Here is a 26,304-nt window from a genome sequence, read left to right on the forward strand (position 1 = left end):
CTCGTCCGATGGCGCCCTCATCGTGGCACGGCTGGTCAGTCGGAGGTCGCTGGTGGTCCGAAGACCGCCAGGCCACCACCGGGCAGGGCGACGATCATCCGGCGCTCCGGTCCGCCGCCGTCGTACTGCCACGACTCGTACGAGTCGTCGGGCCAGGCCTCGAGGACCGTTCCGGATGCGAAGTGGAGCCGGAGGTCGGGGCCGTCGAGTGTCGCGTCCGTGACCGTGTCGCCGTGCAGGGCCAGGACGGGTGCGAGCGACGTCGGGTCCGTCGGGTCCACGATCCGGCGTTCCCCGTCCGGACCGGTGATCGCGAACTCGGCCTCGAACTGCATCGTCGTGCCGTTCGAGAACCCCAGGCTCGTCTCGAAGGTGAATCTGAGGACGTCCACCCGGGCGTCGGTGAACTCGAGTCGGTGGTCTTCGGTCACGGTGTCTCCTTCCTCGGCCGGTCGGGCGATCTGGTGATCGCCGATCGGTCGTACGCCGTGGCGGAGAGGAAGACCCGGTCAGCAGCACGGAGGAGGACGGTGACGATCTCCGACCCGGACTCGACCTGGCACACGAGGACGAGTGCGTCCCCGAGCGGCCCGAGTGGTTCGACCAGTGGCAGCAGGTTGGGTTCGTCCTGTGCGTAGCTGCGCCGGACGACCTCGGTGAAGGAGCGTGCCGGCACGTCGTAGGTGAGGACCTCGGCATCGTCGGCGACAGCGGACAACACCTCGTGCACCCGGCCCGGGACGAGCGGGTCGGACGCCGGTAGGCGTCGGCGCAGGTCGTCGACCGACAGGTCGTCCGTCATGACGCCGTTCCTCCCGGCAGTGTTCGAGCGACGACCTCGCCGCCGGTCAGGACGTCGATGTCCAGGCGCGCTCGTCCTGGTTCCGACCAGTGCCACGAGGGCCGGTCGCGGTGGGACCACCCCTCCAGCAACGCACCCGATGCGAAGCGGACGGCGATGCGGGCGCCGGTGACGGTACCGCGTTCCACCACCGTCGTGTGCAGGGCGAGGAGCGGCAGGAGCGAGGGTGGGTCGCCGGGCTCCATGAAGGTGTGCGTGCCGTCCGTCTCGGTGAGCGAGAAGGCGGTCTCGAACCGGAGGGTCGCCCCGCTCGAGAAGCGGACGGTGACGGCGGTGTCGATCGTGACGGCGTCGACCGTGTCGCCAGCGAGGTGCAACTGGATGGGAACCGACGTGGTGTTCGTCACGGTGTCCTCTCGCCGTCGCCGGCGTCTCGCCCTGCGGGGAAGACGAGCTGATCGAGACGCGGCAGTTCGGTCGGCATCGCGTCGGTGCACCACGGGAGCTCGACCATCTGCATCCTGCCGTCGTGCACCCAGATGAGCAACTCGCCCCCGGCTGCCTCGGCGTCGGTCTGGTACCTGGCGGCTTGCGGCAGTGGTCCGTCGGGGGAGGTCGACGCGGGGCGCGTCGTCGCGTTCGAGCGCGAGCGACCACGCGCGCGGCCCGGACGGCGTGACGTCGACCACTGCGTCGAGCTGGGTGAGGAGCGCCGGCGCCTCGTCGATCCGAGCGTTCTGGAGGCACGCCCGGACGAGTGCGCGGATCTGCTGACCGTCCCGTGCCTCCTGTGCGCGGCGCTGCTCGTCCGCGATCTCCTCGTCGCGGCTCCCGATGCCGGACGCGGGAACGCCGGGTCCGAGGAACAGGTCGAACTCCCAGGAGGTCCCGATCACCGAACGATCCAGGGTGACAGTGACCGTCGTGCTGTCGAAGAAGTCGATGCGGACCATGGCCTGCGACGCGTCATCGGCGGTGCTGTCGATCGGAGAGCCGAAGAACTCGCCATCGATCATCTGGTGGTTGTACCGGACGAAGCGCCGCATGTCGTCGTCGGTGATCCACAGTCCGGCGCCGCTGCTGTCGCGAACCTTCTGCTCCCACTCGAGGACGTTGATGTCCGAGTCCGGCAGCACCACCATGTTCAGGTCGGTGACGAGCCAGCGCAGCGGAGGGATGGTCATCCCGTTGACGATGTTGCGGAACGTCAGAACGCCGATCGGTTGCGAGCCGATCAGACAGTGGTAGGTGACGAATTCCGTCTCCGACCGCCGGGTGGCCGGGCGGCCTGATCTCCTGCGGAACGACATGATCTTCACTCACTCACTCGCACGGATCGCTCCTTACCGCCTCGTAGAGCGGTTCGCGAGTCTGCGGGAGCTTGTCAGACAACTCAATCACTTCGTCGAGGAGCGCGGGCGAGCGTTCATCTCGTGGGCGTGCGCGTCGGCCTCGGTCTTGTAGATCTCGCCCCATGCGATGCTCGGAGGCATGGCATGGACAGGCAGATCGACGTCAGGGAGACAGATCTGCACGAAGTGCGGGAAGGCGGGGAAGGTCCAGGGGTCTTCGTCTTCGAAGCGACTCCAGAGCAACAGCTCTCCGATGCCGGGTGGGTGGCCGAGTTCCTGTCCGTTCAGCGGCGGATCGCAGCTGACCATCAGTGCATGGTGACCGTTCGGGAGCTCGATCGGTCGTTCCACTTCGCACCGGAAGACAGACGAGAACCACTTGCTGTCCATGGACGAGAAGAAGACTTCTTGCATGTCACAACTCCGGGTTGATGCCGCTGACGCGATCGAGCTGGATCGCGCATGCTCCGTCCACCACATCAATGACGATGACGGCTTTGTCGAGCTGACCCACATCTGCTTCCTCGAAGCCGATGAACTCGCCCTGGATGAACTGCACCGTCGCTGCGACGAGACGAGTGAACGTGGCGTGGTCGAGCACCGGATCCGGAAGACCCGGCGTGCCGGACACTTGTTCGAGTTCACGAATCTCCAATCCGGAACCAGGGAGGACGTTGACGTCTGAGATCGACTCATTGCCGAGCAAGGTTCTCAGCAGGCATCAGTTCAAGACCCCGTGTCCAGGAGGGGCGGCGACCACAGACGTGAGTCAACGCAGCAGCACATTCCCCTACCTTCGCGGCCACGCTGGTCGCGCGAATCTGAACGGAACCCTCGATCAGGTGCTCGGCCCTTCGGGTGGCACATCGCCGCGGAGGAGAACAAAGCCATGCGTCTCGAAATGTTCGGGAAGCTCAGCCAGTTCCTCTGGCCACGCTTGCAAGAGACGTTTGATGTCCTCGACGATCCACATGGGAACAGTGAGGTTGCGCTCCGCGATGATCCCTGCTGCGATGCTCAGACCGAGAGGGGCTTCGTCGCATTCAACGAGATCGCGCGCATCTTCCAGCGCCTGAATTCCGAGCCGATCCTCGAGTTCGCTGATGATGCGGAGTGCCTGATTTCGGTAATTGCCAAGGTCGTTCATTGTGAGTTCTTCGATGTGTTGGTAAGGAATCCGGAAATGATCTCATCGTTTCTGATGACTACTCGAATCGCGACGCCGACTCGCATGCCATTCGCGATGAAGGTCGTCCCGGCCTCACCCTGCGGCACCCACTCGAGATCTGGGTCAGTCGCGACGTCAGAGATGTCGTGGATGATCCTGCCATCGCTCCAAGACGCAGGGAATTCCGACTTGCACGGGAACCCGGTGCCGTGCCGATGCCGGCCGCTGCCAGGGCTGCCGAGATCGAGGCGTCTAGCAGTGTGGCGGGTCCGGTGCCACCGCCCGCGGCCTCGAACTGCGCTGCGACGGTGACCGCCCAGACGGCGTCCTGCCCGTTCGCGGTCATCCAGTCGTTCACGGCGGTCACGAGCGACTGCGCGCTGAGCGTGCCCCAGCACGGGTTGCAGCCGGACTCGTAGTCGGTCAGCGCGTTGCGGAAGGTCGAGACTGCACCAGCGAGTGACTCGTCGCACGACCGGATACCGGACTGGAACGACCGGAGGTCCGCGGGCACCGCTGACGACGTGCCGCCGCCTCCGCCACCCCCACCGGCCGGGATGGTCCGGCCGCGCACCGTCACGGTATCGGCCTGGCGGTGCGGCTCGGGCTCCGGTTCTGGTGGCTTCGGGTCGTCGTCGGCGCCGAACCACGTCCCGACCTCGTGGGTGGCAGCGACGAAGAGGTTGTCCTCGCGCTCCTTCTTACGCGCCGCCCACGCCTTCGCTTTCGCCTTCGCCCGGCGATCGTCCTCCTGCTTCGCGGCCTCGCGCAGCTGCTCGACGAAGCCGGACAGGCTCTGCAGAGCGTGCCATGCGGACCGGTCGTTCCACCGGGACGTCCTGCGTGCGGATGGCGGGGGGACCACGGACGGGAGGCGCGGCACCAGCTGGCACCGCGCCTCCCGTCTTCCAGAAGCCGCTAGGCGGCGGCCGCCCGCACCTGCCGCTGCACCCGACCGAGCATGCCGACCATGCCGCGGATCCGCAGCGGGCTGACCGCCTCGTTCAGCCCGAGCGTCAGCGGGTAGTCCGCCGGCACGGCGAGCACCTGCTCGACGGTCAGGCCGGAGAGCCCCTGCGCCAGGATCGACGCGAAGCCGCGCGTGGTCGGTGCTTCACGCGGAGCCGTGGCGTGCATGCGGACGACGTCCGGGCCGTCGCCGTCCTCGCCCACAGTGACGGTGATGAAGACCGGCGACTGGCACTCCTCGACTCGTTCGAGTTCGTCCTCGTGGCCCTGCAGGCGGGGCGGGAGCGCCGGCAGTTCGTCGGAGAACTCGAGCAGGAGCTGCAGGCGGTCGTTCTGCGTCAGCGCGAGGAAGTCGTCGCGGATCTCGGCGAGGGGCTGGGGGGAGCGCTGCGTCCGTCATCGAGCAGGCAGCGTACCCGGCTCGGAGCCCACCACGATCGGGACGCGGACGGCGCTGCCCCACTCGGTCCAGGAGCCGTCGTAGTTCTTCACGTCCTCGATGCCGAGCAGGTGCTGCAGGACGAACCACGTGTGGCTCGACCGCTCGCCGATCCGGCAGTACGCGATGACCTCGTCCGCGTCGCCGATGCCGGCGCCCTCGCGGTACACGGCGTCGAGCTCCTCGCGCGACTTGAACGTGCCGTCGGCAGCGGCGGCGGACTTCCAGGGGATGTTGACGGCGGTCGGGATGTGCCCGGCGCGCAGCGCACCCTCCTCCGGGTAGTCCGGCGCGGTCGTGCGGTCGCCCGAGTACTCCGGGGCGCTGCGGACGTCCACGAGCGGCTTGCCCAGGTGTGCGAGGACGTCCTCCTTGAACGCGCGGACGGTGGCGTCGTCGCGCTCGACCGCGGGGTACTCCACCGCGTCGACCGACGTCCGGTCGGTGGTCATCGCCCGACCCTCGGCGATCCACTTCGCCCGGCCGCCGTCGAGCAGGCGGACGTCCTCGTGCCCGAAGAGCGTGAACACCCAGAGTGCGTACGCGGCCCACCAGTTGTCCTTGTCGCCGTGGATGACGACGGTGGTGTCGCGGCCGATGCCCTTGCCGCCGACGAGCCGGGCGAAGGCCTCGCCGTCGATGTAGTCGCGCTGCACCGGGTCGTTGAGGTCGGTGTGCCAGTCGATCTTCACCGAGCCCGGGATGTGCCCGGTCTCGTAGAGCAGGACGTCCTCGTCGGACTCGACCACGACGAGTTCGGGCGACCCCACGCCGGCGTCGAGTTGCTCCTGCAGCCACTCGGTGGACACCAGGCGCTCGGGGTGCGCGTAGGAGCGGAACTTCTCGGACGGGTCGACCGGTGCGGTCATCGGGGGGTACCTCCTGGGGATCGATGGCGCGCGGACTAGGATCGGTCCTTGCGCGTCACCCCCAACGGTACGCGGAAGCACCGTGTCGCAGCCGTGACGTGACACCAGACGACAGGCCGACGGAAGGTCCCGCACCGTGCCAGAACCGCGCCCCGCGCCGGAACACCTCGTCGACCGCGACCCGCAGGTCACCCCGCAGCAGATGGCCGCCGCGCTCGTGCCGCCGCCGCAGTTCGCCGAGGCGTCGTTCGCCTCGTACCGGCCCGACCCGGAGTACGCCTCGCAGGCCGAGGTGCGGGACGCGGTCGAGACCTTCGTCACGACGGTCCCCGAGCCGGCCAGGCGCGGGCTGTTCGGTCGGAAGCGCAAGGAGCCCGAGGTGCCCGCGAAGTCCGGTGTGTACCTGGACGGCGGGTTCGGCGTCGGCAAGACCCACCTGCTCGCCGCGGCCTACCACGCGGCCAGCGGACGGAAGACGTTCGGCACGTTCATCGAGTACACCGCGCTCGTCGGGGCGCTCGGTTTCCAGGGCACGGTCGACCTGCTCCGCGGGACCGCGCTCGTCTGCATCGACGAGTTCGAGCTCGACGACCCGGGCGACACGATGGTGATGACCCGCCTCATCAAGGAGCTCACCGAGACCGGCACGCGCTTCGCCGCGACGTCGAACACCCCGCCCGGGGCGCTCGGTGAGGGGCGCTTCGCCGCGCAGGACTTCCTCCGCGAGATCCAGGCGATGTCCGACCGGTTCGACACCATGCGCATCGACGGCCTGGACTTCCGTCGTCGTGCCGTCGACGAGTCGGCGTCGGTCGTCGACGACGTCCCCGCCGCGCTGGCGGCCCTGACCTCGTCGACGCCGTCCGGGACGGGAGGCCCGGCCCGCGTCACGCAGGACGACTTCCGGTCCGTCGTGGCCCACCTGGCGTCCGTGCACCCGTCCAGGTACGTCGCGCTCGTCGACGGGCTCGACGCCGTCGGGCTGACCGACGTGCAGGCGTTCACGGACCAGACCGACGCGCTCCGGTGGGTGGCGCTCGTCGACCGCCTCTACGACGCGCAGGTCCGGATCGTCGCCTCGGGCATCCCGCTCGACACGGTGTACCCCGACGTGATGCTCGAAGGCGGGTACCGCAAGAAGTACCTGCGTGCCGCGAGCCGCGTCGTCGCGCTGACCCGCGCGGAGGAGTCGCCCCGGGCCTCCTGAACGTCCCGGAACACCCCTGCCGGGTGCCGCTCGGGGCTGCGAAACACAGCGTTCACAGAACGCGCCGTGACGTTACCTCCGCGAAACAGAGCGCGCCTCCCGGTGAAACACGTCGTCGCCAGACTCGGTCGCACCCGAGGCGGACGGAGAGCCGCACAGCGACGAGAGGTGCACACATGCTTGATCAGGGCAACACGACGTTCGTGTTGGTCATGGCGGCGCTGGTGTTGTTCATGACACCCGGCCTGGCCTTCTTCTACGGCGGTCTGGTGAAGGCCAAGTCCGTCATCAGCATGATGATGATGTCCTTCGGGGCCATCGCGCTGGTGAGCGTCCTCTGGGTGCTCTACGGCTACGCGATCGCCTTCGCCAACCACGGGGACAACACGGCCGTGACGGGCATCGTCGGCTTCTTCAGCATCGACTGGAACCTGCTCGGCCTCGGCCAGGCGTTCGAGGAGGCGCAGTCGTCGGACATCCAGGCGGCCTACCCGTCGATGGCCTTCGTCGGCTTCCAGGCCACGTTCGCGATCATCACGGTCGCCCTCATCTCCGGTGCGATCGCCGACCGCGCGAAGTTCGGCGCGTGGATGGTCTTCGCCGGCATCTGGGTCACGGTCGTCTACTTCCCGGTCGCCTCGTGGGTGTTCAACCTGACGTCGGGATGGGCCGCCACGTGGGGCGTCATCGACTTCGCCGGTGGTACCGCGGTGCACATCAACGCCGGTGCCGCGGGCCTGGCCCTGGCGCTCGTGCTCGGCAAGCGCGTCGGCTTCGCCAAGGGTGCGCACAAGCCGCACAACCCGCCCTTCGTCCTGCTCGGTGCCGCGATCCTCTGGTTCGGCTGGTTCGGCTTCAACGCCGGGTCCGAGGGCGCTGCTGACGGCATCGCCGCGATCGCCTGGGTGAACACGCTCGCCGCCCCCGCCGCCGCGATCCTCGGGTGGCTGCTCATCGAGAAGCTCAAGGACGGCAAGGCCACCTCCGTCGGTGCCGCCTCGGGCGCCGTCACCGGCCTCGTCGCGATCACGCCGGCCTGCGCCAACCTGACGCCCGGCTGGGGCATCGTGCTCGGCTTCCTCGCCGGCATCGTCTGCTGCTTCGCGATCGACTGGAAGTACCGCCTGGGCTTCGACGACTCGCTCGACGTGGTCGGCGTGCACCTGGTCGGCGGTGTCTTCGGCACGCTGTTCCTCGGCTTCTTCGCCAACGACACCGGCCTGATCTACTCGGGCTCGTTCGAGCAGCTCGGCAAGCAGGCCGCCGCTGCCCTCGCCGTCGGGCTCTACTCCTTCGTCCTGGCCTTCGTGATCGGCTTCCTCATCGAGAAGACGATGGGCTTCCGCGTGAAGACCGAGGACGAGGTCGCCGGCATCGACACCGCGGTCCACGGCGAAGAGGGCTACGTCCTCTACGACCAGGAGGACAACAGCGCGGTCGGCGTGCGCTGACCGCTCCTGCCGCACACGACGACGGCCCCCGCTCACTCGGAGCGGGGGGCCGTCGTCGTGCGGCCGGCGATCAGTGCGTGTCGGCACCGTCCTCGCGCGAGCCGTCGGGGACCGCTTGGTCGTCGGTCTGGGTCCCGGTGGACGTGTCCCCGAGGTCGTCGCCGCCACCGACGAGGGCGTCACCTCCGCGGGCGTCGTTCCCGAGCGCGGCGAGCGCGGACTGTTCCTGGTCCCCACGGTCCTCCAGGTCGAGTCCGGAACGGTCGTCCTCGGCACGTGGTTGCTCCTCGGCCGACCCGGAGTCGCCGGTGGTGGCGGCTTCGTGCTGCAGCGCTTCGCCGAGCTCGGTGTTGCCGCCGTCCCCGCCGTGGTCGTTGGGCATGGAAGTGGTCATCGCGGTCGTCCTCTCGTCGGTGGTCCGGCTCCAGCGGGAGTCGTCGGTGCCCGGACCGGTGTGCGGTGCTACCAGGCGTAGTCCTCGGGTGCGGTCCGGTGGCCGGGGAACAGCTCGTCGAGGCGGTCGAGTGCGGCCTGGTCGAGGCGGATGTCGACCGCGCGGACGGCGGACTCCCACTGCTCCATGGTGCGCGGGCCGGTGATCGGCGCGGTGACGCCCGGCTGGTGCAGCAGCCACGCGAGGGCGAGTTCGCCCGGAGTGTGCCCGAGCTCCTGCGCGAACGACTCGTACGCGGTGAGCTGGTCGCGGTGGGCGTCGACGTACTCGGCGCTCCGCCCGGACAACCGGCGCGACCCGTTCTCGGTCTTCTCGATCACGCCGCCGAGCAGTCCGCCCTGCAGCGGCGACCACGGGATCACCCCGAGCCCGTAGTGCTGCGCGGCCGGCAGGACCTCGCGCTCGACGTCACGGACGACCAGGTTGTAGATCGACTGCTCGCTGACCAGACCGAGGAAGTTCCGGTGCCGTGCGGCCTCCTGCGCCTGCGCGATGTGCCACCCGGCGAAGTTCGACGACCCGACGTAGAGGACCTTGCCCTGGCCCACCGCGATCTCCATCGCCTGCCAGATCTCGTCCCGGGGTGTCGCCCGGTCGACGTGGTGCATCTGGTAGAGGTCGATGTGGTCGGTCTGCAGCCGCTGGAGCGACGCGTCGATCGACCGGCGGATGTTCAGCGCGCTCAGCTTGCCGCCGTTCGGCCAGTCGGTCATCTCGCCGTACACCTTCGTGGCGAGCACCGTCTTGTCGCGTCGTCCGCCGCCCTTGGCGAACCACCGGCCGATGATCTCCTCCGTGGCGCCCTTGCCCACCGAGCCGCCGTACGCGTTGGCCGTGTCGAAGAAGTTGACGCCGAGCTCGTGCGCCCGGTCCATGATCGCGTGCGAGTCGTCCTCGCTGGTCTCCGGTCCGAAGTTCATCGTGCCGAGCACTGCCCGTGACACCGACAGCCCTGTCCGTCCGAGGTGTGTGTAGTCCATGCACCAGGTCTACGCCCCCGGCTCGACGCGCTGTCAGGACCCGGGAGTACCCGTGGAGGCCTCGACGACCACGCGACGGAGGAACGACCATGCCCGACGACGACATCCCGAGCACGCTGCAGCGGTCCCCGGAGCACGCGCAGGACGTCTACCGCGCCACACTGCGGTCCGCCGAGGCCGAGTACGGCGAGGGGCAGCGCGCCGGCCGGACCGCGTGGGCCGCCGTGAAGCACGAGTACGAGAAGGTCGGCGACCACTGGGAGGAGAAGAACTCCGCCGGTCCATCGGACTCCGGTGCCGCCGGTACACGCGACTCCGGCACGACGCAGGAGGGTGTCGACGCGAACGCCTCGAAGGCGCACCTGCTCGAGGTCGCGAAGCGCCTCGAGGTGAGCGGCCGCTCGAGGATGACGAAGGACGAGCTCGTCGACGCGATCAAGAAGGCGAACCGCCGAGCGACGGCGAAGGCGCGCGACTGACCTGCGCCCACCCCATGCCGTGCCCGGCATGCGGCGTTGGACGACAGGCGTAGCGTTCGGGGGGGTGAACATCCCAGCACTCCGAGGCAGCCGGATCACCGGGTTCGGCCACCACCAGCCCGACCGGATCCTCACCAACGACGAACTGTCGACGATGGTCGACACGAACGACGAGTGGATCACGACACGCACCGGGATCAGGACCCGGCGCATCGCCGGCCCGGACGACAGCGTGACGTCCATGGCGACCGAGGCGGCGCGCAACGCCCTGGCGGACGCGGGCGTCGCGCCGACCGACGTCGACCTGGTCGTGGTCGCATCGACCACCCACCGGGACCGCTCGCCCTACACGGCCGGACGGGTGGCCGCAGCGCTCGGCATGTCGAACGGCCCGGCCCCCATCGACATCAACACCGCGTGCAGCGGCTTCGAGTACGCCATGGCCATCGCCGACCAGGCCATCCGCACCGGGTCCGCCGACACCGCGCTCGTCATCGGCTCCGAGACGCTCTCGCGCATCGCCGACTGGACCGACCGCTCGACCTGCGTGCTCGTGGGCGACGGCGCCGGCGCAGCGGTCCTGCAGGTCTCCGACGAGCCGCAGATCGGACCGGTGTCATGGGGGGAGCGTGCCGCACCTGCAGGACGCCGTCCGCGTCACGCACGACCCGGAGGTGTTCCAGCAGGAGGGCCGCTCCATCTACCGGTGGGCGATCACCGAGGCCGAGGGACACGCGCGCGCGGTCGTCGACCGGGCCGGCCTGACCCTCGACGACATCGGGGTGTTCGCCTTCCACCAGGCGAACCTGCGCATCATCGAGCCACTCGTCACGGCGCTCGGCGGCGAGGGCAAGTACGTCGTGCGCGACGTCGTCGAGTCCGGCAACACCTCCGCAGCGAGCGTGCCGCTCGGTCTGTCGAAGGCGTGGCACCGCGGGGAACTGCCGGAGGGCGTCCCGGCGCTGCTCTTCGGGTTCGGGGGGCGGGTTCGCGCACGCCGGACAGGTGGTCACCACGCCGGTCCGTCGCCGCTGACCGCGAGCGCCGGCCCGCCCGGGCGACGGACGGGAGGCTCCCCACCGGGTGGTGCCGGGCCTCCCGTCCGTCGGGCGCGTCAGCGGTCGAGCTTGCGCTGCTGCCGCTTGCTGAGGGGCTTCGCGGAGTCCGAGCCGACCGGCTCGGCGTCGACCACGACCGCGAAGTGCGCGGGCGGCGGACCGAATGCGCTGCGGGAGGACTGGACGACCTTGCGCCCGAGCGCGTGGTTGCCGAGGCCGCCGACGACGGCACCGATCCCGAACGGGATCGCGCGGCCGAGGACGGACGTGCCCTGGCGGGTCAGGAACCGCTTGACGAAGGTGTTGCGCAGCTTCCCGCCGATGCCGCTCACGGCCTGCTTCGGCAGCGACGACGTGACGAGCTCGCCCCAGAACGCGGTGCGACCCTTGCCGCCGCGGGCCTCGCCCGCGAGCTGCTGGACGAGCTGCGTCCCGGGCGCGCCGAGCATCATCGCCATCACGAGGGCGCGGGCGCGCTCCGGGTCCTCGACCGTGATGCCGTGCACCTCGGTGACGGACTGGGCGAAGAGCGCGCTGGCCTCGAGGAACCCGACCGTCTCGGCTCCGCTCAGGCCGAGGCTCGCGACCATCCCGACGCCGGGGATGACGGCGCTCGCGCCGACGGCGGCGCCGCCGGAGGTCACGGCGGTCAGGTACTGGCGCTCGAGGATCTCGATGACCTCGGCCGGGGAGGCGTCGGGGTGACGACGACGGACACGGGCGACGTGGGCGACGACGACGGGCCGCTGCACCGAGATCGCCCGGTCCAGCCATGCGGTCCAGCCCGAGGTGTCGTCGGACTGGACGCGCTGACCGTCGGCGGACGGGGCGGTCTGGACGGGTGCGGGGGGCATCGGCACGATCGCGTCGTGGCCCTTGGGGGTGCGGGACATGACGTCGACGCTACGCGGGGGGGTGCTCGGAGCGGCCGAGCGCGGTCGCTCTCCGGAGGGTCAGCTGTGGGCGAGCTCGGCCCGGATCGGCAGGTCCTGGTCCTCGAGGATGAACTGCGCGCCGACGGCGGTGCGGGCGTTGACGACGACCGGGGCGAGCAGGTTCACGGTGGTGCCGGCCGCGTCCGGGTTCGCGACGACGAGGAGCATGGCCTCCTCCGCACGCTCGAGCCCGATGCGGTCGGCCTGCTCGTCGGCGAGCACCGGCGCGTAGTCGGGCAGGTGCACGGCGGCGTCGAGCAGGTACAGCCGCGGGTCGGTCACGCCGGAGTCCGTCGTGCCGGTGCCCACCAGGGCGAACAGGCCGTCGGCGCCGTCGACGGGGTCGAGGGTGAACGACCGCAGCGGCTCGAGGCCGAACGGTGCGACGGTGAAGGTCAGGTCGATGCTCATCGGAGGTAGTCCATCAGGGTCGGCTGCAGGACCTTCGCGGTCACGGCGAGGGCTGCCTGGTAGTTGGTGCTCTGGACCTGCAGGTCGAGGACGGCCTGGGCGAGCGCCTTGTCCTCCACGCCGGAGCGGCGACCCTCGAGTGTGGTCGAGAGCGTCTTCAGCGCGTCCTGTGCGGACAGCGCCGCGGAGTGCCGCACACCGACGTCGGCCTGCGCACCGCGGACGGCGGCCTGCGCCGCGTCGATCTCGTTCAGTCGGGGGGTTCACGTTCGTCCCTGCCTGCAGGTCGGCGACGATGTCGTCGAGGAGTGCGAAGACCGACGCGTCGCCGGTCCCGAACACGGCGCTGCCGTCGGTGTCGACGCGGACCTCGTCGCCGGTGCCGACCGTCCGGGAGACGCTGGCGGACGGGGAGCCGGCCCACGTCGTGTCCGGCGCGTACGCGGCCGCGGCGGGGGGAGGACCCGGCGAAGACCGATCGCGTGCCGTACTTCGTGTTCGCCGAGCTGAGCAGGTCGGCCTTGAGGCCCTGGAGCTCGCTGATGAACGCCTGCCGGTCGGTGGTGCCCATCGTCCCGTCGCTCGCGGCCTGCACGGTGAGGTCCCGGACCTTGCCGAGCACCTTCGACACCCCGGCGAGGGCGCTGTCGGTCGTGGCGAGCCACCCGACGGCGTCGTCCGCGTTCCGGGCGTGCTGGGCGGCCTGCGCCTGCTCCTTGCGCACCTGCATGGCGGTCGCGGTGCCGGTCGGGTCGTCCGACGGCTTCCGGATCGCCTTGAGGCTCGTGGCCTGGTCGGTCAGGTCGGCGACCTTCGCGGCACCGGCCTGCAGACGCGACTGCGCGGCGGCCATGGTCATCTGGGTGGTCACACGGGTGATCACGGTCAGCTCCTCCCGACGAGGCCGAGGCGGTTGATGATGGTGTCGAGCATCTCGTCGACGGCGGTCAGGACGCGTGCCGCGCCCTGGTAGGCGTGCTGGTACGCGAGCAGGGACACGTTCTCCTCGTCCATGTCGACGCCGGCGCTCGACTGCTGCTGGGTGCGCGCGTTGGTGAGGGCGAGCCCGGTGAGCGTCGCCTCCGACGTCGCCGTCCGGGAGGCGCTGCCCACGCCCGTCACGAAGGTCGCCCAGGTCGCGTCGGGACCTCCGGCACGGTTGCCGACCGCCGCGATGGCCGTCAGCACCGAGGCGTCGAACTGCCCGGTGGCGCTCCGGGTGGCGAGTCCACTCGCGTCCGTCGGGACGACGGACAGCCCCTGGGCCGCGGGGACACCGGCGGCGAGGGCGAAGAACGGGCTGCCGGTGGCCCCGGACGGCGTGGTGCCGGTGGCGTGCAGGGCGTTCACCGACGTCGCGAGGTCCGTGGCGACGGCGTCGTACGCGGCGGCGGCCTCGGCGAGGGCACCACCCGTCCGTGCGCCGTTCGCGGGCGCGAGCAGGGACAGCCCACCCGCGATCGACCCGCCGTCGAGGGCGACCGGACCCGCGGAGCCGCCGACCCAGGACAGGGCCGGTGCGCCGGAACCGCTGCGGGTGTCGGCCAACGAGCCGGCACCGGCGAGGGCGACGGCGCGGGCGGAGGTGCCCTGCACCAGCGCGTTCCCGCCGATGACGACGTCGACCGTGCCGTCGCCGTTGTCGCGGACGGTGGCTCCGGTCAGCGTCGCGATCGACTCGGTGAGCTGGTCGCGTCGGTCGAGGAGTTCGTTCGCGTTCCCGCCCGACGCCACCGTCGACCGGATCTGCCCGTTGAGGTCGGCGACCTGCGCGGCGGCGTCGTTGAGCCGGGTGACCTGCGTGGCGACGGTGGACCGGGTCGCGGTCCACTGCGCGTCGACGCTCTTCGACCCGGCGGAGAGGGCCGTGGCGACGGTCTTCGCGGCGCCGAGCAGCGCGCTCGCGGCACCCGGGTCGTCGATGTGGGTCGCGAGGTCGCTCCAGGCGGACCAGAGCCCGTCGAGCTTCGCGGAGAGCCCGTCGGCGCCCGGCTCGTGCAGCCCGGTCTCGAGCTGGTCGAGGGCGGTCGCGCGGGTGTCGGCGGAGGCGGCGGCACCGGCGGAGAGCCGGACGCGGGTGTCGAGGGTGGCGGTCGCCAGGCGGGCGATGGCGTCGACCGACACGCCCTGGCCAGCGAGGGCCGCGGTGCCGCGGAGGAAGCCGGTCTGTGCCGGTGCGCCGACCTCGGTCTGCACGAGGCGCTGCCGGGTGTAGCCGGTCGTCCCGGCGTTGGCGATGTTCTGCCCGGTGACGTCGAGGCCGGCACGGGCAGCGGCGAGCCCGGAGTAGGCGGTCTGGAGCGATCCGAAGGTGCTCACCATGGTCAGAGGTTCCCGTCGAACAGGCGGGCGCCGTCCGGGTTCGCGCCCGAGGAGCCGGTCGCGTCGTACGTGTCCGCGTCGGCGACCGTGCCCGCGAGCGTCTCCTGCGTCGCCTGGGCGGCGATGCGGAGGAAGCGGTCGTTCTCGTCGCGCAGGGCGCCGATGCGCGTGGTCAGTTCGAGCATGGCGGCGAGGTGGGAGGCGAGGATCTCGCTCCAGGGTCCGGACGGCGCGGCGGCGACGACCTCGCGCAACGGTGCGTCCGAGGACACGCCCCACTCCTCGGCGACGGCGGCGCTCTGGGCGCTGCGTTCGAGGCCGGTGCTGCGTAGGCGGTCGAGGACCTGCTCGACCTCGCGGCTGGCGTGCGACACCCAGCGGGAGCGTCCGGCGGCGAGGATGAGCTGTTCCTCCTCGAGCTTGAACGTGAGCAGCTCGAGCAGTTCGCGTTCACGCCACAGGACGGCGGACAGGTCGTTCACGCTCATCAGCCCCCCTCCGGGATCGGATCGACCGCCGGGTGCGGTCTCCAGGGGTTATCGACGCCGTCGGTCCCGGCGTAAGCAGCGCGCACCCGGTCCGCCGATCGGGGGGACACGGACGGACCGTGTCCGCAGAAGGGCGGACCGGCGTGTGCGGCGCCCACCCCCCGCACTGGGTACGGACAGGCACTCGTTCAGCCCCTGCACAGCCGATAGGTTCGGAAGCAGCACCGGGGGGACAACCCCCAGGTCGCGCCCAGGGCGCGGGTGCACCGCGAGGACGGATCCGCGCGGTTCTTCGACGTACTCCGGCGGTCCCGACGCCGGTGGTCGTCATGCCCACGGACGGGTCAGCCGAACCAGGACGACCAGGGGAACACCATGGACCGGAACGCACGCAACGCGATGATCGTCGAGCACCTGCCGCTCGTCGGCTACATCGTCGCCGAGACCTGCGCACGCGCCACCCACCTCAGCCGCGACGACCTCGCACAGGTCGGCTCCGTCGCCCTCGTGCAGGCGGCCGACGCGTTCGACCCGACCCTCGGCGTCCCCTTCGGCGCCTACGCCCGGACCCGCATCACCGGCGCGATCGCCGACGACCTGCGCGCCGGCGACTGGGCCAGCCGTGGCACCCGCAAGCGCATCCGCGAGACGCTCGCGACGCAGGAGGCCCTCTCCGCCGGTCTCGGTCGGAGCGTCACGCCGCAGGAGATCGCCGATGCGATGGGCGTCGACCGGCAGACCGCGGTCGACGCGCTCACCGACGCGGCGCGGACGATCACCCCGATCGACGAGACGGTGCACGACACGGTCGCCGCCGACCTCCCGCTGCCGGGTGAGGACCTGCTCGAGGCCGAGAAGCGCCGGTACCTGCGCGCCGCCGTCCTGGCGCTGCCCGACCGCATGCGCCTCATCGTCGAGGCCGTCTACTTCGGCGACCGCACCGTCACGGACGTCGCCACCGAGCTCGGCATCACGCACTCCGCCGTCTCCCAGCAGCGGTCCGAGGCGATGCGGCTGCTCCGCGACGGACTCGCCGCGCACTACGGCGACGACGGAGTCACGCCCGAGCCCGCCTCGCGCACCACGGCCGCCCGCCGGAGCGCGTACCTCGCCCGCGTCGCCACGAACGCCGCCGCCGGGGTCGCCCGCGCGGTGCACGACGCCGCCCCGCTCGGCCGGGTCGCGGCCAGTTGACCGTCCGGCGGTCCGCCGGGGCGGGAAATCGTCCGACGGATCGCCTAACGCCTCCGGCCGATCGGTCGAGAGGAGCACATGTCAGCCCACGGACGGGCTGACGATCGGCCCAGTTTCACGGAGGAACACATCATGGGTATGTCCATCAACACCAACCTCTCGGCACTCAACACGTACCGGAACCTCAACGCGACGCAGAACGACCTGTCGAAGTCCCTCGAGAAGCTCTCGAGCGGCCTCCGCATCAACCGTGCTGCCGACGACGCTGCCGGTCTGTCGATCTCCGAGGGCCTGAAGTCGCAGGTCGGTGGCCTCACGGTCGCCGCCCGCAACGCGCAGGACGGCATCTCCGTCGTGCAGACCGCTGAAGGTGGCCTCACCGAGACCCACTCGATCCTCCAGCGCATGCGCGACCTGGCCGTCCAGGCCGGCAACGACTCGAACAACGACACGTCGCGTGCGGCGATCAAGACCGAGTCCGACCAGCTCCAGAAGGAGCTCGGCCGCATCGCGTCGTCCACCAACTTCAACGGCACCTCGCTGCTCAACAGCAACGCGACGCTGAAGTTCCAGGTCGGCGCGAACGCCGGCACCGACAGCCAGATCGCGGTCGACCTGTCCGGTGCCAACGTCCAGAACATCGTCGACAACCTGAACGGTGGCAGCACCGGTACCGGGACGAAGTTCGTCATCGCCGACGTGGCGGCCCTGGCCGGCGCGGCGACGTTCGAGGTCACGAAGGGCGGCGAGACGACCAGCGTCACCACGGGCAACCTCGGTGCCGCGGGCTCGTTCGACAGCGTGCAGGAGTACGCCGACGCCCTCAAGGCCGACACCGCCTTCGCGGCGAACTTCACCGTCACGGTGGACAAGGACGCGAACGGCGCCGGCACCGGCATCACGGTCACGGCGAACAACGGTGGCGCAGTCGCCGTCGCAGCGCCGGGCACGGGTGTCGCGGCGGGCACCGCTGGTGCGCCCGTCACCGGTGGCGTCGCCTTCGACACCGCCGACAAGGCCCAGGCGTCGATCAAGCTGATCGACGAGCAGATCGCCAAGGTCTCCTCGGCCCGCTCCAACCTCGGTGCGATCCAGAACCGCTTCGACCACGCCATCAACGTGACGAACGTGGCCAAGGAGAACCTCACCGCGGCGAAGTCCCGCATCACCGACGTCGACATGGCGGAGGAGATGGTCAAGTACACGCGCGACAACATCCTCAGCCAGGCCGGCACGTCGATGCTCGCGCAGGCGAACCAGAGCACGCAGGGCGTCCTGTCGCTGCTCCGCTAGTCGCACCGGTCGTCACCACCGAGGAGCCGTTCGGGTGCTCCTCGGTGGTGGCGCCCACCCCCCTCGGACTGACCGCGGTCGGTCCGCCACCACCTCGATCCGACGACCGCCGGGGAGCCCGCGATGTCCACCACGTCCGCGACGAGCACCTCGCTCGCGATCGACGGCCTGGTCTCCGGCCTGAAGACGTCCGAGCTCATCAACTCGCTCATGTCGATCGAGCAGGTCCCGCAGACCCTGCTCAAGGCGAAGGTCACGACGACCAACTCGTTCATCTCGTCCCTGCAGACGATCAACGGGCTCGTGCAGTCGCTCGCGACCAAGGCCTCCGCCGCGGCGAAGGCCGGCTCGCTCGACCTGTACACGGCGACGTCGAGCGCGACGAACGCCACCGTGTCGACGAGTGCGGCGGCCACGCCCGGTTCCGTCTCGTTCACCGTCGGGCAGACCGCCGCCGCGCAGGTGGGCGTCACCGCCGCGATGTCGTCCTGGGGGGGACACCGCGTCGCCGCTGACGTTCACGAAGCCCGACGGCACGACCACGACGGTCACGCCGAAGACGGGCTCGCTCGACGACACCGTGACGGCGATCAACGCCTCCACCGCCGGGGTCACCGCGACGAAGGTCGCCGCCGGCACCGACGCCGCCGGCACGAAGCTCTACCGCCTGCAACTGACGAGCACCGCCACCGGCGCGGCGAACGGCTTCACCCTGCACCGGGGGGACCGCCGCCGACGTCACGGCCGGGACCGCGACGGACGTGTTCGCCGAGACCGGCGCCGCCGTCGTGACCCGGGCCGCCGACGCCTCGGTCACGCTGTGGGCGGGCTCCGCCGCCGCCCAGACCGTGACCAGCGCGACGAACGCGTTCACCGACCTGCTGCCGGGTGTCAACGTCACCGTCTCGAAGACGTCCGCGGACCCCGTGACGATCACGGTGGCCCGCGACACGACGATGGCGCAGGGCGTGGCGTCCGGACTCGTCGACGCGCTGAACGCCGTCACGTCCTACTACGCCTCGAACACCGGCGTGACGAGCACCACCAGCCCGACGAACGGGACGACCACCACCACCGCCGGTGTCCTGCTGGGCGACGCGACCACCCGCTCGGCCGTGCAACGGCTGACGAGCGCGATGTCGACACCGGTGAACGGGAAGTCCCCGTCCTCCATCGGCATCGTCATCTCGAAGGACGGCGACTTCGACTTCGACGCAGCCGCCTTCCAGAAGGCCCTCGCGGCCGACCCCGCCGGGACCCAGGCGATCCTGTCCGGCGTCGCGGAGGCCGTCGCGGACGCCGCCACCACCGCCAGCGACAAGTACTCCGGCTCCATCACCACCGCGATCACGGGCAAGCAGTCCGTGGTCAAGGACCTCACCACGCAGATCGACTCGTGGACCGACCGCCTGACCATGCGTCGGGCGACGCTGCAGACCCAGTACGCCGCGCTCGAGACGAGCCTCAGCAAGCTGCAGTCGCAGTCGAGCTGGCTCGCCGGGCAGCTCGCGTCGATGTCCGCGAACTGAGCCGCAGGAGAACCGACATGAACGCCTACGACCTCAGCGGCGCGGCCGCCTTCCGGCAGGCAGCGACGCCACGTTCGGTGACCGAGCAGCGCCGTGCCCAGTACACGAACGAGGCGGTCCTGTCGGCGACCCCGGCGCAGCTCGTCACGATGCTCTACGACCGACTGCTGCTCGACCTGCACCGCGCCGAGACCGCACAGGTGGCGTCCGACTGGGACGCCGCCCGCGACCAGCTCATGCACGCGCAGGCGATCGTGGGGGGAGCTGTCGTCCACGCTGAAGATCGACATGTGGGACGGCGGCGAGGGACTGCTCGCGGTGTACAACTACGCGTCGACGTCCCTCATCACCGCGAACGTGCACCGGGACGTGCAGGCCACGCGTGACTGCATCCGGATCCTCGAGCCGCTCCGCCAGGCCTGGCACGACGCGGCCGCCTCGCTGCCGGCGACCCCGGCCGCACCGCAGCAGACCGCCGGCGGGGCCCTCGGTGTCGCCTGAGTCGGAGACCGACGCCGCGGGTCCGTTCGACGCGCACGGCGACTCGCGCGCCCGCTGGGAAGCGGTGCTCGACGCCCTCGAGGCGACGCTCGACGGTGGCGCGACCGCCGACGAGCCGTGGACCGAACCGACCGGGCTGGGACCGGTCCCGCGCGACCTGGTGGGCCGCGCCTCCCGGCTGCTCGCCGCGCAGCGCGACCGCATCGTCGCCGTCGAGGACGCCCGCCGCACCGCCCTCGACCACCTCGGCGCACTGCGCGCCGTCGACGCCACGCGGCTGCCGTCCGGCTCCGTGTACCTCGACGCCAGCGCCTGACGCACCCGTCGGCCCCCCCGTTCGGGGCGACGGCTTACACGGCTCGACGGACCCGCCGATAGGCCATCCCGAGCACGGATCGCTCGACGACAGGCCAGGGATCGGCCACCACCGCTTCGGCGACGTCCTCGGTGACGACGCCCGACGAGGGGACCCCTCCGTGTTCGACTCCGTGACGTCGGCTGCGCTGCAGAGCGCGCTCGACGGTCTCTCGATGCGTCAGCGTGTGATCGCCGACAACATCGCGAACATCAACACGACCGGCTACCGGGCGCAGAAGGTCCGGTTCGAGGACGCGCTCGCGAAGAGCATCGTCGACGGGGACGGCCACACCGCGCCGTCCGTCGCGCGGAGCCTCGAGCCGACCAACACGAACGGGAACAACGTCAACCTCGACGAGGAGACGCTCTCGAACGTCGACACCGTGCTCCGCTACCAGTTCGCCACGCAGGCGGTCGGCGGTGAGGCCACGAGCCTCCGCACGGCGATGCGGACCAACTCGTGACGACCTTCGACGCGATCGGCATCGCGAGCACCGGCATGACCGTGCACCGGAAGTGGCTCGACGCGATCTCCGACAACATCGCGAACGTCAACACCGTCCGGTCGATGGACGACTCCGCGTTCCAGGCCCGGTACGTCGAGGTCCAGGAGGGCAACGGCGTGTCCGGCGCGTACGTGAAGGGCGCTGCGTTCGGCAGCGCCGCCGGCCGCGTGACCTACGAGCCGGACAACCCGCTCGCGGACGCCGAGGGGTACGTCCGCATGCCGGACATCGACCTCGGGACGCAGATGGCGGACCTCATCATGGCCCAGCGCGGCTACCAGGCGAACGCCGCCGTGGTCGACCGTGCCAAGACCGCCTACGAGGCGGCACTGCAGATCGGGAAGAACTGATGCCCATCGACGCCGTGAACGGTGTGACCACCAACGCGATGACGAACGCCGCGACCAGCGTGTCCGGCACCACGAGCGACGGCGGCGACGGGTTCGCCGCGAGCCTCGGGTCCGCCGTCGACGGCCTGCAGCAGCTGCAGAGCGACTCGAAGACGCTCGCGCTCAAGGCGGTCACCGGCAACCTCGACGACATCCACGACGCCACCATCGCGTCCACCCGCGCGCAGGTCACCCTCGAACTCGTCGCCGCCGTCCGCAACAAGGGCGTCGACGCGTTCAACGAGATCATGCGGATGCAGGCCTGATGCCCGCGGGGATGCAGGGCGTGCTCGGCCGGCTCGGCGCGTACGTCAAGGGGTTCACCGCCGCGCAGCGGACCATCGCCGTCATCGGCATCGCCGCCCTCGTGCTCGGGGGCATCGCGCTGGCGTCCTGGCTCGGCAAGCCGTCCTACGCGCCGCTCTTCACCGGGCTGGCCGCCGCCGACGCGAGCTCGATCACCGACCAGCTCACCACCGACGGCGTCCCGTACCAGCTCACCGACGGCGGGGCGACGATCCTCGTGCCGCAGGACAAGGTGTACGGGGAGCGACTCGCGGCCGCGTCGAACGGGCTGCCGTCCTCGAACGAGGGCGGCTACTCGCTGCTCGACACGATGGGCGTGACGAGCTCCGAGTTCCAGCAGGACGTCACCTACAAGCGGGCGATCGAGGGCGAGCTCGCCAAGACCATCTCCGCGATGGACGGCGTGCAGACCGCGAGCGTCCAACTCGCCATCCCGGAGAAGTCCGTGTTCGTCGACGAGGAGAAGGACCCGACCGCGTCGGTGTTCATCGCGACGAAGAACGGCGCCGAGCTCGGCTCGGACCAGGTCCAGGCGATCGTGCACCTGACGAGCGCCGCCGTCGAGGGCATGCAGCCGACCGACGTGTCCGTGGTCGACCAGAAGGGGCAGACCCTGTCCGCGGTCGGCACCGGCGCGACCGGCTCGGGCACCGACCAGGCCGCCGACTACGACGCCGCCACGAGCAAGAAGATCCAGGACCTGCTCGACACGACGCTCGGCGCCGGCAACGCGAGCGTCGTCGTCTCCGCGACGATGAGCGACAACTCCGGCACCCGGACGACCGAGTCCTACACGACGCCGACGACCGGCCCCGTCGCGCTCAACGAGTCCTCCACGAAGGAGGAGTACGGCGCGGGCTCCGGTGCCGGCGCGAACGCCACCGGTGTCCTCGGTCCGGACAACATCGCCGTGCCGAACGGCACCGCGGGCGCCGGGACGGACGGCGGCTACCAGAACGAGTCGGCGACGAAGAACAACGCGGTCGACAAGACGACCGAGACCACCCAGATCCCGGCCGGGGCGATGGACCGCCAGACGATCTCGGTCGCGCTCAACTCCGGGGCGACGTCGGTGCAGGGCGTCAACCTGCAGAGCATCAACGACCTGGTCGCGAACGCCGCCGGCATCGACACGGCGCGGGGCGACCGGGTCGAGGTCGCGATGATGGACTTCGACACGAGCGCCGCGGACGACGCGGCGAAAGCGCTCGAGGCGCAGCAGGAGGCGGACGAGCAGGAAGCGCTCTGGTCGGCGATCCGCACAGCGGGCATCGTCGTCGGCGTCGTGCTGGCACTCGTCGCGGTGATGGTGTTCCTCGCCCGCCGCAGCCGGCGTCAGCAGCGTGAGCAGGTCGACATCGGCGAGCTCGACGCGTTCGGCGATGCGTTCCAGCTGCCGCTCGCCGTCGAACCGGCCGACCACCGCACGGGTCTGGACGCCGGGGACGCGCCGACCGTCGCCCTGCAGGCCCTGCCCGTCGAGGACGCCCCGACGGAGGTGCTCACCACCGACGAGATCACGGCCGAGCGTCGGCGCCAGGACATCTCCGCCCTCGCCGAGCGGGACCCGAAGCGCACGGCCGAGCTCCTCCGCGGGCTGCTCGACGACCGGGCGTCGGTGTGAGCGCCGTCGTCCCCGCGCCCGGCACCGACCGGCAGCTGACCGGCGCGCAGAAGGTGGCGCTCATCCTCATGCAGATGGAGACCGAGCGCGCCGCCGAGGTGATGAAGCAGTTCTCCGAACTCGAGGCCGAGGAGATCTCGGCCGAGATCGTGCGGATGCGTCGCGTCGACGACGAGACCGTCGACCGCACGCTCAGCGAGTTCCACCGCCTGACCCGCACCGGGCGCACCGGTCGCCGCGGCGGCAAGGACACCGCGCTCGGGCTGCTCGAGGCGTCCTTCGGGGCCGAGCGCGCCGCCGGCGTGATGGACCGTCTCGCCTCCAACCTGGCCGGTCAGTCGTTCGAGTTCCTCGACGACGCCGAGCCCGGGCAGGTGATCGCCCTGCTCGAGGGCGAGCTGCCGCAGACCATCGCCCTGGTCCTCGCGCACCTCAAGCCGGGGCAGGCCAGCGCCGTGCTCGCCGGCGTGGACGAGCGGGTCCGGACGGACGTCGCGCAGTCGTTCGCCACCATGGGCACCGCCACCCCGGAGTCGGTGGGCATCGTCGCCGGCGTCCTCCGTGCGCGTGCCGGTGCCGTCGTCTCGCCCCGCGAGAGCGTCGAGGTCGTCGGCGGCATCGCGCCGCTCGTCGAGATCATCAACCGTTCCGACGTCGCGACCGAGAAGGCCGTGCTCGACGGCCTGGAGGCCCGTGACCCGGAGCTCGCCGAGGACATCCGTTCCCGCATGCTCACCTTCGAGGACATCGTCAAGCTCGAGTCGCGCGACATCCAGCAGGTCCTGCGCGGCATCGACTCGAAGATCCTCGCCACCGCCATGAAGGGCGCCCCGGTCGCGGTCGTCGAGACGATCCGCGCCAACGTGTCCGAGCGCAACCGCGAGCTCCTGGACGACGAGGTGCAGTCGATGGGCCCGGTCCGGGTGTCGCAGGTCGAGGAGGCCCGCGCCGAGGTGGTCCGGTCCGTCCGCGAGCTCGAGGCCCAGGGCGTCATCACGGTGCACCGTGCCGAGGAGGACGAGCTCGTTGACTGACGCCTTCGCCCCGGTCGCGTTCCCGGTCATCACGGACGCCGCGGTCACCCGCCGCGCCGCGAGCGCCGACGTCCGTGGGCACGCTGCCGGCTACGCAGCCGGTCTCCGGGTCGCCCAGGTCGAGACGGAGGCGCTCCGTGCAGGGCTCGTCGCCGAGCACGAGGCGCGCCTCGCGGCCCTCGACGCCGTCGTCGCCGAACGGGTCGCCGTCCTCGACCGCGCCGCGGCAGCGCTGCAGGCCCGGGTCGCACCGGTGCTGGCGGCCGCCGAGGAGTCCGTCGCCGCCGCGGCCGTCGACCTCGCCGAGGCCGTCGTCGGGTCCGCGATCCGGGCCTCCCGTCCGGACGGCGACGGCAGCGGTCCGACCGGCCGACGCGCCGCCTCGGCCGAGGAGACCGTCCGACGCGCCCTCGCGGCCGCGGACACGCCGGTCGCGACGGCGGTGCGGCTGAGCCCGGCCGACGCGGCCGTGCTCGCCGACGTGACCCTGCCGGTCCCGGTGGTCGCCGACCCCGCGCTGCGGGACGGCGACGCCGTGGTCGACCTGCCGGACGGCGTCCTCGACGCCCGGATCGACGCAGCGCTCGCCCGCGCCCGCGTCGCGCTCGGGGTCCTCCGGTGACGGCGACCCTGCTCCGGCCACGCGGTCTGGACGTGGCCGTCGCCGCGGCCCGCCCGCAGCGCGTCGGGACCGTGACGAGCGCGGTCGGTCTCGGGCTGACGATCGCCGGGCTCGACGCCCGCGTCGGCGAGGTCATCACGGTCGGGGCCGAGGGCGCCGAGCAGACCGCCGTCGAGGTCGTCGCCACCGACGCGTCCGGCGTGCGCTGCATGCCCCTCGGACGGCTCACCGGCATCACCGCGGGCACACCGGCGCGGTCGACCGGGCGACCCGTCCTCGTCCCGACCGGGACCGGCCTGTTCGGGCGGGTGCTCGACGGGCTCGGACGGCCGATCGACGACCGGGGACCGCTGGACACCGACGCGTGGGTCCCGCTCGACCACGACACGCCGAACGCGATGGCGCGCACCCGGATCGACACCCCGCTGCAGCTCGGCGTCCGGGTGCTCGACACACTCACGACGGTCGGGCGGGGGCAGCGCATGGGGCTCTTCGCGGGCTCCGGCGTCGGCAAGTCCTCGTTGCTGTCGATGATCGCGCGGGGGGAGCGACGCCGCCGTCAACGTGATCGCCCTCGTCGGCGAGCGCGGCCGCGAGGTGCGCGAGTTCCTCGAGGACGACCTCGGCGCGGAGGGGCTCGCGCGGTCGATCGTCGTCGTGTCGACGTCCGACGAACCGGCCCTCATGCGGCTGCGCGCGGCCTTCGTCGCCACCCGGATCGCGGAGTCGTTCCGCGACGCCGGCCAGGACGTCGTCCTCATGATGGACTCGCTCACCCGCGTCGCGATGGCCCAGCGCGAGATCGGGCTGTCGGTCGGGGAACCCCCGGCCACCCGGGGCTACCCGCCGTCGACCTTCTCCGTGCTCGCCGGGTTGCTCGAGCGTGCCGGCACCGACCGGGTCGGCAGCGTCACCGGGCTGTACACCGTGCTCGTGGACGGCGACGACCACAACGAGCCGATCGCCGACGCGGCGCGCAGCATCCTGGACGGACACGTCGTGCTCGACCGCAAGCTCGCGGTCACCGGGCACTTCCCGTCCGTCGACGCGCTCGGGTCGATCTCGCGCGTGGCCTCGAAGGTGACGACCCCCCGAGCAGCGGGCGGTCGCGACCACCCTGCGGAAGGTCATGGCAGCGCGACGCAGCGCCCAGGACCTGCTCGACGTCGGTGCCTACCAGCGCGGGACGAACCCGCTCGTGGACGCCGCCGTGGACCACCAGGACGCCATCGACGGGTTCCTGCGGCAGGGCATGGCCGAGCAGGTCACCGCCGCGGGGTCCTGGGAGCGACTGGCCGGTCTCGTCCGCACGCTCGGCGTGTCCGGGGGGCGTGTCCTGATGGCGCGCCGGTTCCCGCTCGCCGGGCTCCTCCGCCTGCGGCACGCCGAACAGGACCGTGCCGCAGCGTCCCTCGCCGACGCGAACGGACGGGTCCGCGACGCCGCCGACGCCCGGATGGCCGCACGCCGCACCCTCGACGACGAGCCGCAGACGGTGACCGACGCAGCGACGCTCAGCGCCGTCGCGTCGGCCCGTGCCGCGACCCGGGGGGATGCTCGAGGAA

33 protein-coding genes and 3 pseudogenes are annotated in these 26,304 nt (G+C 71.2%); 19 read left to right on the forward strand and 17 right to left on the reverse strand.

Features of this window, described 5'->3' with window-relative positions:
• Positions 1-35 precede the first annotated feature (35 nt).
• The 9 genes from DEJ15_RS10105 to DEJ15_RS10145 all read right to left on the reverse strand — a co-directional run bounded on the left by DEJ15_RS10105 (position 36) and on the right by DEJ15_RS10145 (position 5,599).
• Positions 36-431: a DUF6188 family protein gene (locus tag DEJ15_RS10105; RefSeq protein WP_110825463.1), complete on the reverse strand. Its 396-nt coding sequence runs from the start codon at positions 429-431 to the stop codon at positions 36-38.
• Positions 428-802 (reverse strand): hypothetical protein, encoded by a 375-nt coding sequence (locus DEJ15_RS10110; protein ID WP_110825464.1) that lies wholly within the window; start codon positions 800-802, stop codon positions 428-430. Before DEJ15_RS10110 ends, DEJ15_RS10105 begins: the two co-directional genes overlap by 4 nt.
• Positions 799-1,986, reverse strand: coding sequence for a DUF6188 family protein (locus tag DEJ15_RS10115; protein WP_284174937.1), 1,188 nt, complete (start codon positions 1,984-1,986; stop codon positions 799-801). Before DEJ15_RS10115 ends, DEJ15_RS10110 begins: the two co-directional genes overlap by 4 nt.
• A gap of 213 nt (positions 1,987-2,199) precedes the next feature.
• Positions 2,200-2,568 carry a hypothetical protein gene (locus DEJ15_RS10120; RefSeq protein ID WP_110825467.1) on the reverse strand — a complete coding sequence of 123 codons (369 nt, stop codon included), beginning with the start codon at positions 2,566-2,568 and terminating at the stop codon, positions 2,200-2,202.
• Between the two features lies 1 nt (position 2,569).
• Positions 2,570-2,860 (reverse strand): hypothetical protein, encoded by a 291-nt coding sequence (locus tag DEJ15_RS10125; protein ID WP_146232874.1) that lies wholly within the window; start codon positions 2,858-2,860, stop codon positions 2,570-2,572.
• A gap of 132 nt (positions 2,861-2,992) precedes the next feature.
• The gene (locus DEJ15_RS10130; RefSeq protein ID WP_110825469.1) at positions 2,993-3,301 is read right to left on the reverse strand and encodes a hypothetical protein; all 309 of its coding nucleotides are present in this window, start codon (positions 3,299-3,301) and stop codon (positions 2,993-2,995) included.
• Positions 3,298-3,972 carry an EndoU domain-containing protein gene (locus DEJ15_RS10135; RefSeq protein WP_110825470.1) on the reverse strand — a complete coding sequence of 225 codons (675 nt, stop codon included), beginning with the start codon at positions 3,970-3,972 and terminating at the stop codon, positions 3,298-3,300. The genes DEJ15_RS10130 and DEJ15_RS10135 overlap by 4 nt, the downstream gene beginning before the upstream one ends.
• Positions 3,973-4,240: 268 nt before the next feature.
• The gene (locus tag DEJ15_RS10140; protein WP_284176191.1) at positions 4,241-4,654 is read right to left on the reverse strand and encodes a SufE family protein; all 414 of its coding nucleotides are present in this window, start codon (positions 4,652-4,654) and stop codon (positions 4,241-4,243) included.
• A gap of 33 nt (positions 4,655-4,687) precedes the next feature.
• Positions 4,688-5,599: a sulfurtransferase gene (locus tag DEJ15_RS10145; protein ID WP_110825472.1), complete on the reverse strand. Its 912-nt coding sequence runs from the start codon at positions 5,597-5,599 to the stop codon at positions 4,688-4,690.
• A gap of 136 nt (positions 5,600-5,735) precedes the next feature.
• Between DEJ15_RS10145 and zapE the strand changes: the two genes are divergently transcribed.
• Together zapE and DEJ15_RS10155 are read left to right on the forward strand one after the other, a co-directional pair.
• Positions 5,736-6,806 carry a cell division protein ZapE gene (gene zapE / locus DEJ15_RS10150; RefSeq protein ID WP_258365956.1) on the forward strand — a complete coding sequence of 357 codons (1,071 nt, stop codon included), beginning with the start codon at positions 5,736-5,738 and terminating at the stop codon, positions 6,804-6,806.
• A 176-nt stretch (positions 6,807-6,982) separates the two neighbouring features.
• Complete coding sequence (locus DEJ15_RS10155; RefSeq protein ID WP_110825473.1) at positions 6,983-8,257, forward strand: ammonium transporter; 1,275 nt, start codon at positions 6,983-6,985, stop codon at positions 8,255-8,257.
• Between the two features lie 70 nt (positions 8,258-8,327).
• Here the strand turns inward: DEJ15_RS10155 and DEJ15_RS10160 are convergent, their stop codons facing one another.
• Together DEJ15_RS10160 and DEJ15_RS10165 are read right to left on the reverse strand one after the other, a co-directional pair.
• Positions 8,328-8,651, reverse strand: a complete 324-nt coding sequence (locus tag DEJ15_RS10160; RefSeq protein WP_146232873.1) for a hypothetical protein — start codon at positions 8,649-8,651, stop codon at positions 8,328-8,330.
• Between the two features lie 68 nt (positions 8,652-8,719).
• Positions 8,720-9,691 (reverse strand): aldo/keto reductase, encoded by a 972-nt coding sequence (locus DEJ15_RS10165; RefSeq protein WP_110825475.1) that lies wholly within the window; start codon positions 9,689-9,691, stop codon positions 8,720-8,722.
• An 89-nt stretch (positions 9,692-9,780) separates the two neighbouring features.
• Between DEJ15_RS10165 and DEJ15_RS10170 the strand changes: the two genes are divergently transcribed.
• The 3 genes and pseudogenes from DEJ15_RS10170 to DEJ15_RS18375 all read left to right on the forward strand — a co-directional run.
• Positions 9,781-10,170 carry a ChaB family protein gene (locus DEJ15_RS10170; RefSeq protein WP_110825476.1) on the forward strand — a complete coding sequence of 130 codons (390 nt, stop codon included), beginning with the start codon at positions 9,781-9,783 and terminating at the stop codon, positions 10,168-10,170.
• Between the two features lie 241 nt (positions 10,171-10,411).
• A pseudogene (locus DEJ15_RS18370) lies at positions 10,412-10,735 on the forward strand (thiolase family protein); the annotation flags it as partial.
• Positions 10,736-10,952: 217 nt separating this feature from the next.
• Positions 10,953-11,093, forward strand: a pseudogene (locus DEJ15_RS18375) (3-oxoacyl-[acyl-carrier-protein] synthase III C-terminal domain-containing protein); the annotation flags it as partial.
• Between the two features lie 191 nt (positions 11,094-11,284).
• Here DEJ15_RS18375 and DEJ15_RS10180 read toward each other — a convergent pair.
• Genes DEJ15_RS10180 through DEJ15_RS10205 form a run of 6 tightly spaced genes read right to left on the reverse strand, consistent with a single transcriptional unit; the run spans position 11,285 to position 15,384 of the window.
• On the reverse strand, positions 11,285-12,121 hold the full coding sequence (locus DEJ15_RS10180) for a hypothetical protein (RefSeq protein WP_181419577.1): 837 nt from the start codon (positions 12,119-12,121) through the stop codon (positions 11,285-11,287).
• Between the two features lie 60 nt (positions 12,122-12,181).
• Positions 12,182-12,574, reverse strand: coding sequence for a flagellar assembly protein FliW (fliW, locus tag DEJ15_RS10185; RefSeq protein WP_110825478.1), 393 nt, complete (start codon positions 12,572-12,574; stop codon positions 12,182-12,184).
• Complete coding sequence (locus DEJ15_RS10190) at positions 12,571-12,771, reverse strand: hypothetical protein (protein ID WP_502866093.1); 201 nt, start codon at positions 12,769-12,771, stop codon at positions 12,571-12,573. The genes fliW and DEJ15_RS10190 overlap by 4 nt, the downstream gene beginning before the upstream one ends.
• A 53-nt stretch (positions 12,772-12,824) precedes the next feature.
• Entirely contained in the window at positions 12,825-13,457 is a 633-nt protein-coding gene (locus DEJ15_RS10195; protein ID WP_284174945.1) for a flagellin N-terminal helical domain-containing protein, read from the reverse strand.
• A 2-nt stretch (positions 13,458-13,459) separates the two neighbouring features.
• Positions 13,460-14,896, reverse strand: coding sequence for a flagellar hook-associated protein FlgK (gene flgK / locus DEJ15_RS10200; RefSeq protein WP_181419576.1), 1,437 nt, complete (start codon positions 14,894-14,896; stop codon positions 13,460-13,462).
• Between the two features lie 2 nt (positions 14,897-14,898).
• Complete coding sequence (locus DEJ15_RS10205; protein ID WP_110825480.1) at positions 14,899-15,384, reverse strand: flagellar protein FlgN; 486 nt, start codon at positions 15,382-15,384, stop codon at positions 14,899-14,901.
• A gap of 375 nt (positions 15,385-15,759) precedes the next feature.
• Here DEJ15_RS10205 and DEJ15_RS10210 point away from each other — a divergent pair, with 375 nt between their 5' ends.
• The 14 genes and pseudogenes from DEJ15_RS10210 to DEJ15_RS10270 all read left to right on the forward strand — a co-directional run.
• Entirely contained in the window at positions 15,760-16,578 is an 819-nt protein-coding gene (locus DEJ15_RS10210; protein WP_110825534.1) for a sigma-70 family RNA polymerase sigma factor, read from the forward strand.
• Positions 16,579-16,710: 132 nt separating this feature from the next.
• Positions 16,711-17,871, forward strand: a complete 1,161-nt coding sequence (locus DEJ15_RS10215) for a flagellin N-terminal helical domain-containing protein (protein WP_110825481.1) — start codon at positions 16,711-16,713, stop codon at positions 17,869-17,871.
• Between the two features lie 123 nt (positions 17,872-17,994).
• Positions 17,995-18,663, forward strand: coding sequence for a flagellar cap protein FliD N-terminal domain-containing protein (locus DEJ15_RS10220; protein WP_284174947.1), 669 nt, complete (start codon positions 17,995-17,997; stop codon positions 18,661-18,663).
• Positions 18,633-19,400: a flagellar filament capping protein FliD gene (fliD, locus tag DEJ15_RS10225; protein ID WP_284174948.1), complete on the forward strand. Its 768-nt coding sequence runs from the start codon at positions 18,633-18,635 to the stop codon at positions 19,398-19,400. Before DEJ15_RS10220 ends, fliD begins: the two co-directional genes overlap by 31 nt.
• Positions 19,401-19,417: 17 nt before the next feature.
• The gene (locus tag DEJ15_RS10230) at positions 19,418-19,786 is read left to right on the forward strand and encodes a flagellar export chaperone FliS (protein ID WP_349814687.1); all 369 of its coding nucleotides are present in this window, start codon (positions 19,418-19,420) and stop codon (positions 19,784-19,786) included.
• Positions 19,689-19,901, forward strand: a complete 213-nt coding sequence (locus DEJ15_RS18380) for a flagellar export chaperone FliS (RefSeq protein WP_349814688.1) — start codon at positions 19,689-19,691, stop codon at positions 19,899-19,901. Before DEJ15_RS10230 ends, DEJ15_RS18380 begins: the two co-directional genes overlap by 98 nt.
• The gene (locus DEJ15_RS10235; protein WP_110825484.1) at positions 19,891-20,217 is read left to right on the forward strand and encodes a P-loop NTPase family protein; all 327 of its coding nucleotides are present in this window, start codon (positions 19,891-19,893) and stop codon (positions 20,215-20,217) included. Before DEJ15_RS18380 ends, DEJ15_RS10235 begins: the two co-directional genes overlap by 11 nt.
• Positions 20,218-20,377: 160 nt before the next feature.
• Positions 20,378-20,722, forward strand: coding sequence for a flagellar basal body rod protein FlgB (locus DEJ15_RS10240; protein ID WP_110825485.1), 345 nt, complete (start codon positions 20,378-20,380; stop codon positions 20,720-20,722).
• A complete protein-coding gene (locus DEJ15_RS10245) occupies positions 20,719-21,114 on the forward strand; it encodes a flagellar basal body rod protein FlgC (RefSeq protein WP_258365955.1) in 396 nt (131 codons plus the stop codon). The genes DEJ15_RS10240 and DEJ15_RS10245 overlap by 4 nt, the downstream gene beginning before the upstream one ends.
• Entirely contained in the window at positions 21,114-21,419 is a 306-nt protein-coding gene (gene fliE, locus DEJ15_RS10250) for a flagellar hook-basal body complex protein FliE (protein ID WP_110825486.1), read from the forward strand. Before DEJ15_RS10245 ends, fliE begins: the two co-directional genes overlap by 1 nt.
• Positions 21,419-23,083 (forward strand): flagellar basal-body MS-ring/collar protein FliF, encoded by a 1,665-nt coding sequence (gene fliF, locus DEJ15_RS10255; RefSeq protein ID WP_110825487.1) that lies wholly within the window; start codon positions 21,419-21,421, stop codon positions 23,081-23,083. The genes fliE and fliF overlap by 1 nt, the downstream gene beginning before the upstream one ends.
• Positions 23,080-24,117 (forward strand): flagellar motor switch protein FliG, encoded by a 1,038-nt coding sequence (fliG, locus tag DEJ15_RS10260; protein WP_110825488.1) that lies wholly within the window; start codon positions 23,080-23,082, stop codon positions 24,115-24,117. The genes fliF and fliG overlap by 4 nt, the downstream gene beginning before the upstream one ends.
• Positions 24,110-24,739 carry a FliH/SctL family protein gene (locus tag DEJ15_RS10265; RefSeq protein ID WP_110825489.1) on the forward strand — a complete coding sequence of 210 codons (630 nt, stop codon included), beginning with the start codon at positions 24,110-24,112 and terminating at the stop codon, positions 24,737-24,739. The genes fliG and DEJ15_RS10265 overlap by 8 nt, the downstream gene beginning before the upstream one ends.
• A pseudogene (locus DEJ15_RS10270) lies at positions 24,736-26,057 on the forward strand (FliI/YscN family ATPase); the annotation flags it as partial. The gene DEJ15_RS10265 and the pseudogene DEJ15_RS10270, both read left to right, overlap by 4 nt.
• Positions 26,058-26,304: the final 247 nt, after the last annotated feature.

This window comes from Curtobacterium sp. MCJR17_043 (assembly GCF_003224315.2).
Lineage (GTDB): Bacteria > Actinomycetota > Actinomycetes > Actinomycetales > Microbacteriaceae > Curtobacterium.

Excerpts from the sequence above, each read along its gene's own strand:
- fliW (WP_110825478.1), bottom strand. The coding sequence starts at position 12,574 with ATGAGCATCGACCTGACCTTCACCGTCGCACCGTTCGGCCTCGAGCCG.
- DEJ15_RS18380 (WP_349814688.1), top strand. The coding sequence starts at position 19,689 with ATGTGGGACGGCGGCGAGGGACTGCTCGCGGTGTACAACTACGCGTCG.
- DEJ15_RS10220 (WP_284174947.1), top strand. The coding sequence starts at position 17,995 with ATGTCCACCACGTCCGCGACGAGCACCTCGCTCGCGATCGACGGCCTG.
- DEJ15_RS10210 (WP_110825534.1), top strand. The coding sequence starts at position 15,760 with ATGGACCGGAACGCACGCAACGCGATGATCGTCGAGCACCTGCCGCTC.
- DEJ15_RS10180 (WP_181419577.1), bottom strand. The coding sequence starts at position 12,121 with ATGTCCCGCACCCCCAAGGGCCACGACGCGATCGTGCCGATGCCCCCC.
- DEJ15_RS10160 (WP_146232873.1), bottom strand. The coding sequence starts at position 8,651 with ATGACCACTTCCATGCCCAACGACCACGGCGGGGACGGCGGCAACACC.
- DEJ15_RS10130 (WP_110825469.1), bottom strand. The coding sequence starts at position 3,301 with ATGAACGACCTTGGCAATTACCGAAATCAGGCACTCCGCATCATCAGC.
- DEJ15_RS10165 (WP_110825475.1), bottom strand. The coding sequence starts at position 9,691 with ATGGACTACACACACCTCGGACGGACAGGGCTGTCGGTGTCACGGGCA.
- DEJ15_RS10215 (WP_110825481.1), top strand. The coding sequence starts at position 16,711 with ATGGGTATGTCCATCAACACCAACCTCTCGGCACTCAACACGTACCGG.
- DEJ15_RS10115 (WP_284174937.1), bottom strand. The coding sequence starts at position 1,986 with ATGACCATCCCTCCGCTGCGCTGGCTCGTCACCGACCTGAACATGGTG.
- fliE (WP_110825486.1), top strand. The coding sequence starts at position 21,114 with ATGCCCATCGACGCCGTGAACGGTGTGACCACCAACGCGATGACGAAC.
- DEJ15_RS10145 (WP_110825472.1), bottom strand. The coding sequence starts at position 5,599 with ATGACCGCACCGGTCGACCCGTCCGAGAAGTTCCGCTCCTACGCGCAC.
- DEJ15_RS10170 (WP_110825476.1), top strand. The coding sequence starts at position 9,781 with ATGCCCGACGACGACATCCCGAGCACGCTGCAGCGGTCCCCGGAGCAC.
- fliF (WP_110825487.1), top strand. The coding sequence starts at position 21,419 with ATGCCCGCGGGGATGCAGGGCGTGCTCGGCCGGCTCGGCGCGTACGTC.
- DEJ15_RS10155 (WP_110825473.1), top strand. The coding sequence starts at position 6,983 with ATGCTTGATCAGGGCAACACGACGTTCGTGTTGGTCATGGCGGCGCTG.
- flgK (WP_181419576.1), bottom strand. The coding sequence starts at position 14,896 with ATGGTGAGCACCTTCGGATCGCTCCAGACCGCCTACTCCGGGCTCGCC.
- DEJ15_RS10205 (WP_110825480.1), bottom strand. The coding sequence starts at position 15,384 with ATGAGCGTGAACGACCTGTCCGCCGTCCTGTGGCGTGAACGCGAACTG.
- DEJ15_RS10110 (WP_110825464.1), bottom strand. The coding sequence starts at position 802 with ATGACGGACGACCTGTCGGTCGACGACCTGCGCCGACGCCTACCGGCG.
- DEJ15_RS10120 (WP_110825467.1), bottom strand. The coding sequence starts at position 2,568 with ATGCAAGAAGTCTTCTTCTCGTCCATGGACAGCAAGTGGTTCTCGTCT.
- DEJ15_RS10230 (WP_349814687.1), top strand. The coding sequence starts at position 19,418 with ATGAACGCCTACGACCTCAGCGGCGCGGCCGCCTTCCGGCAGGCAGCG.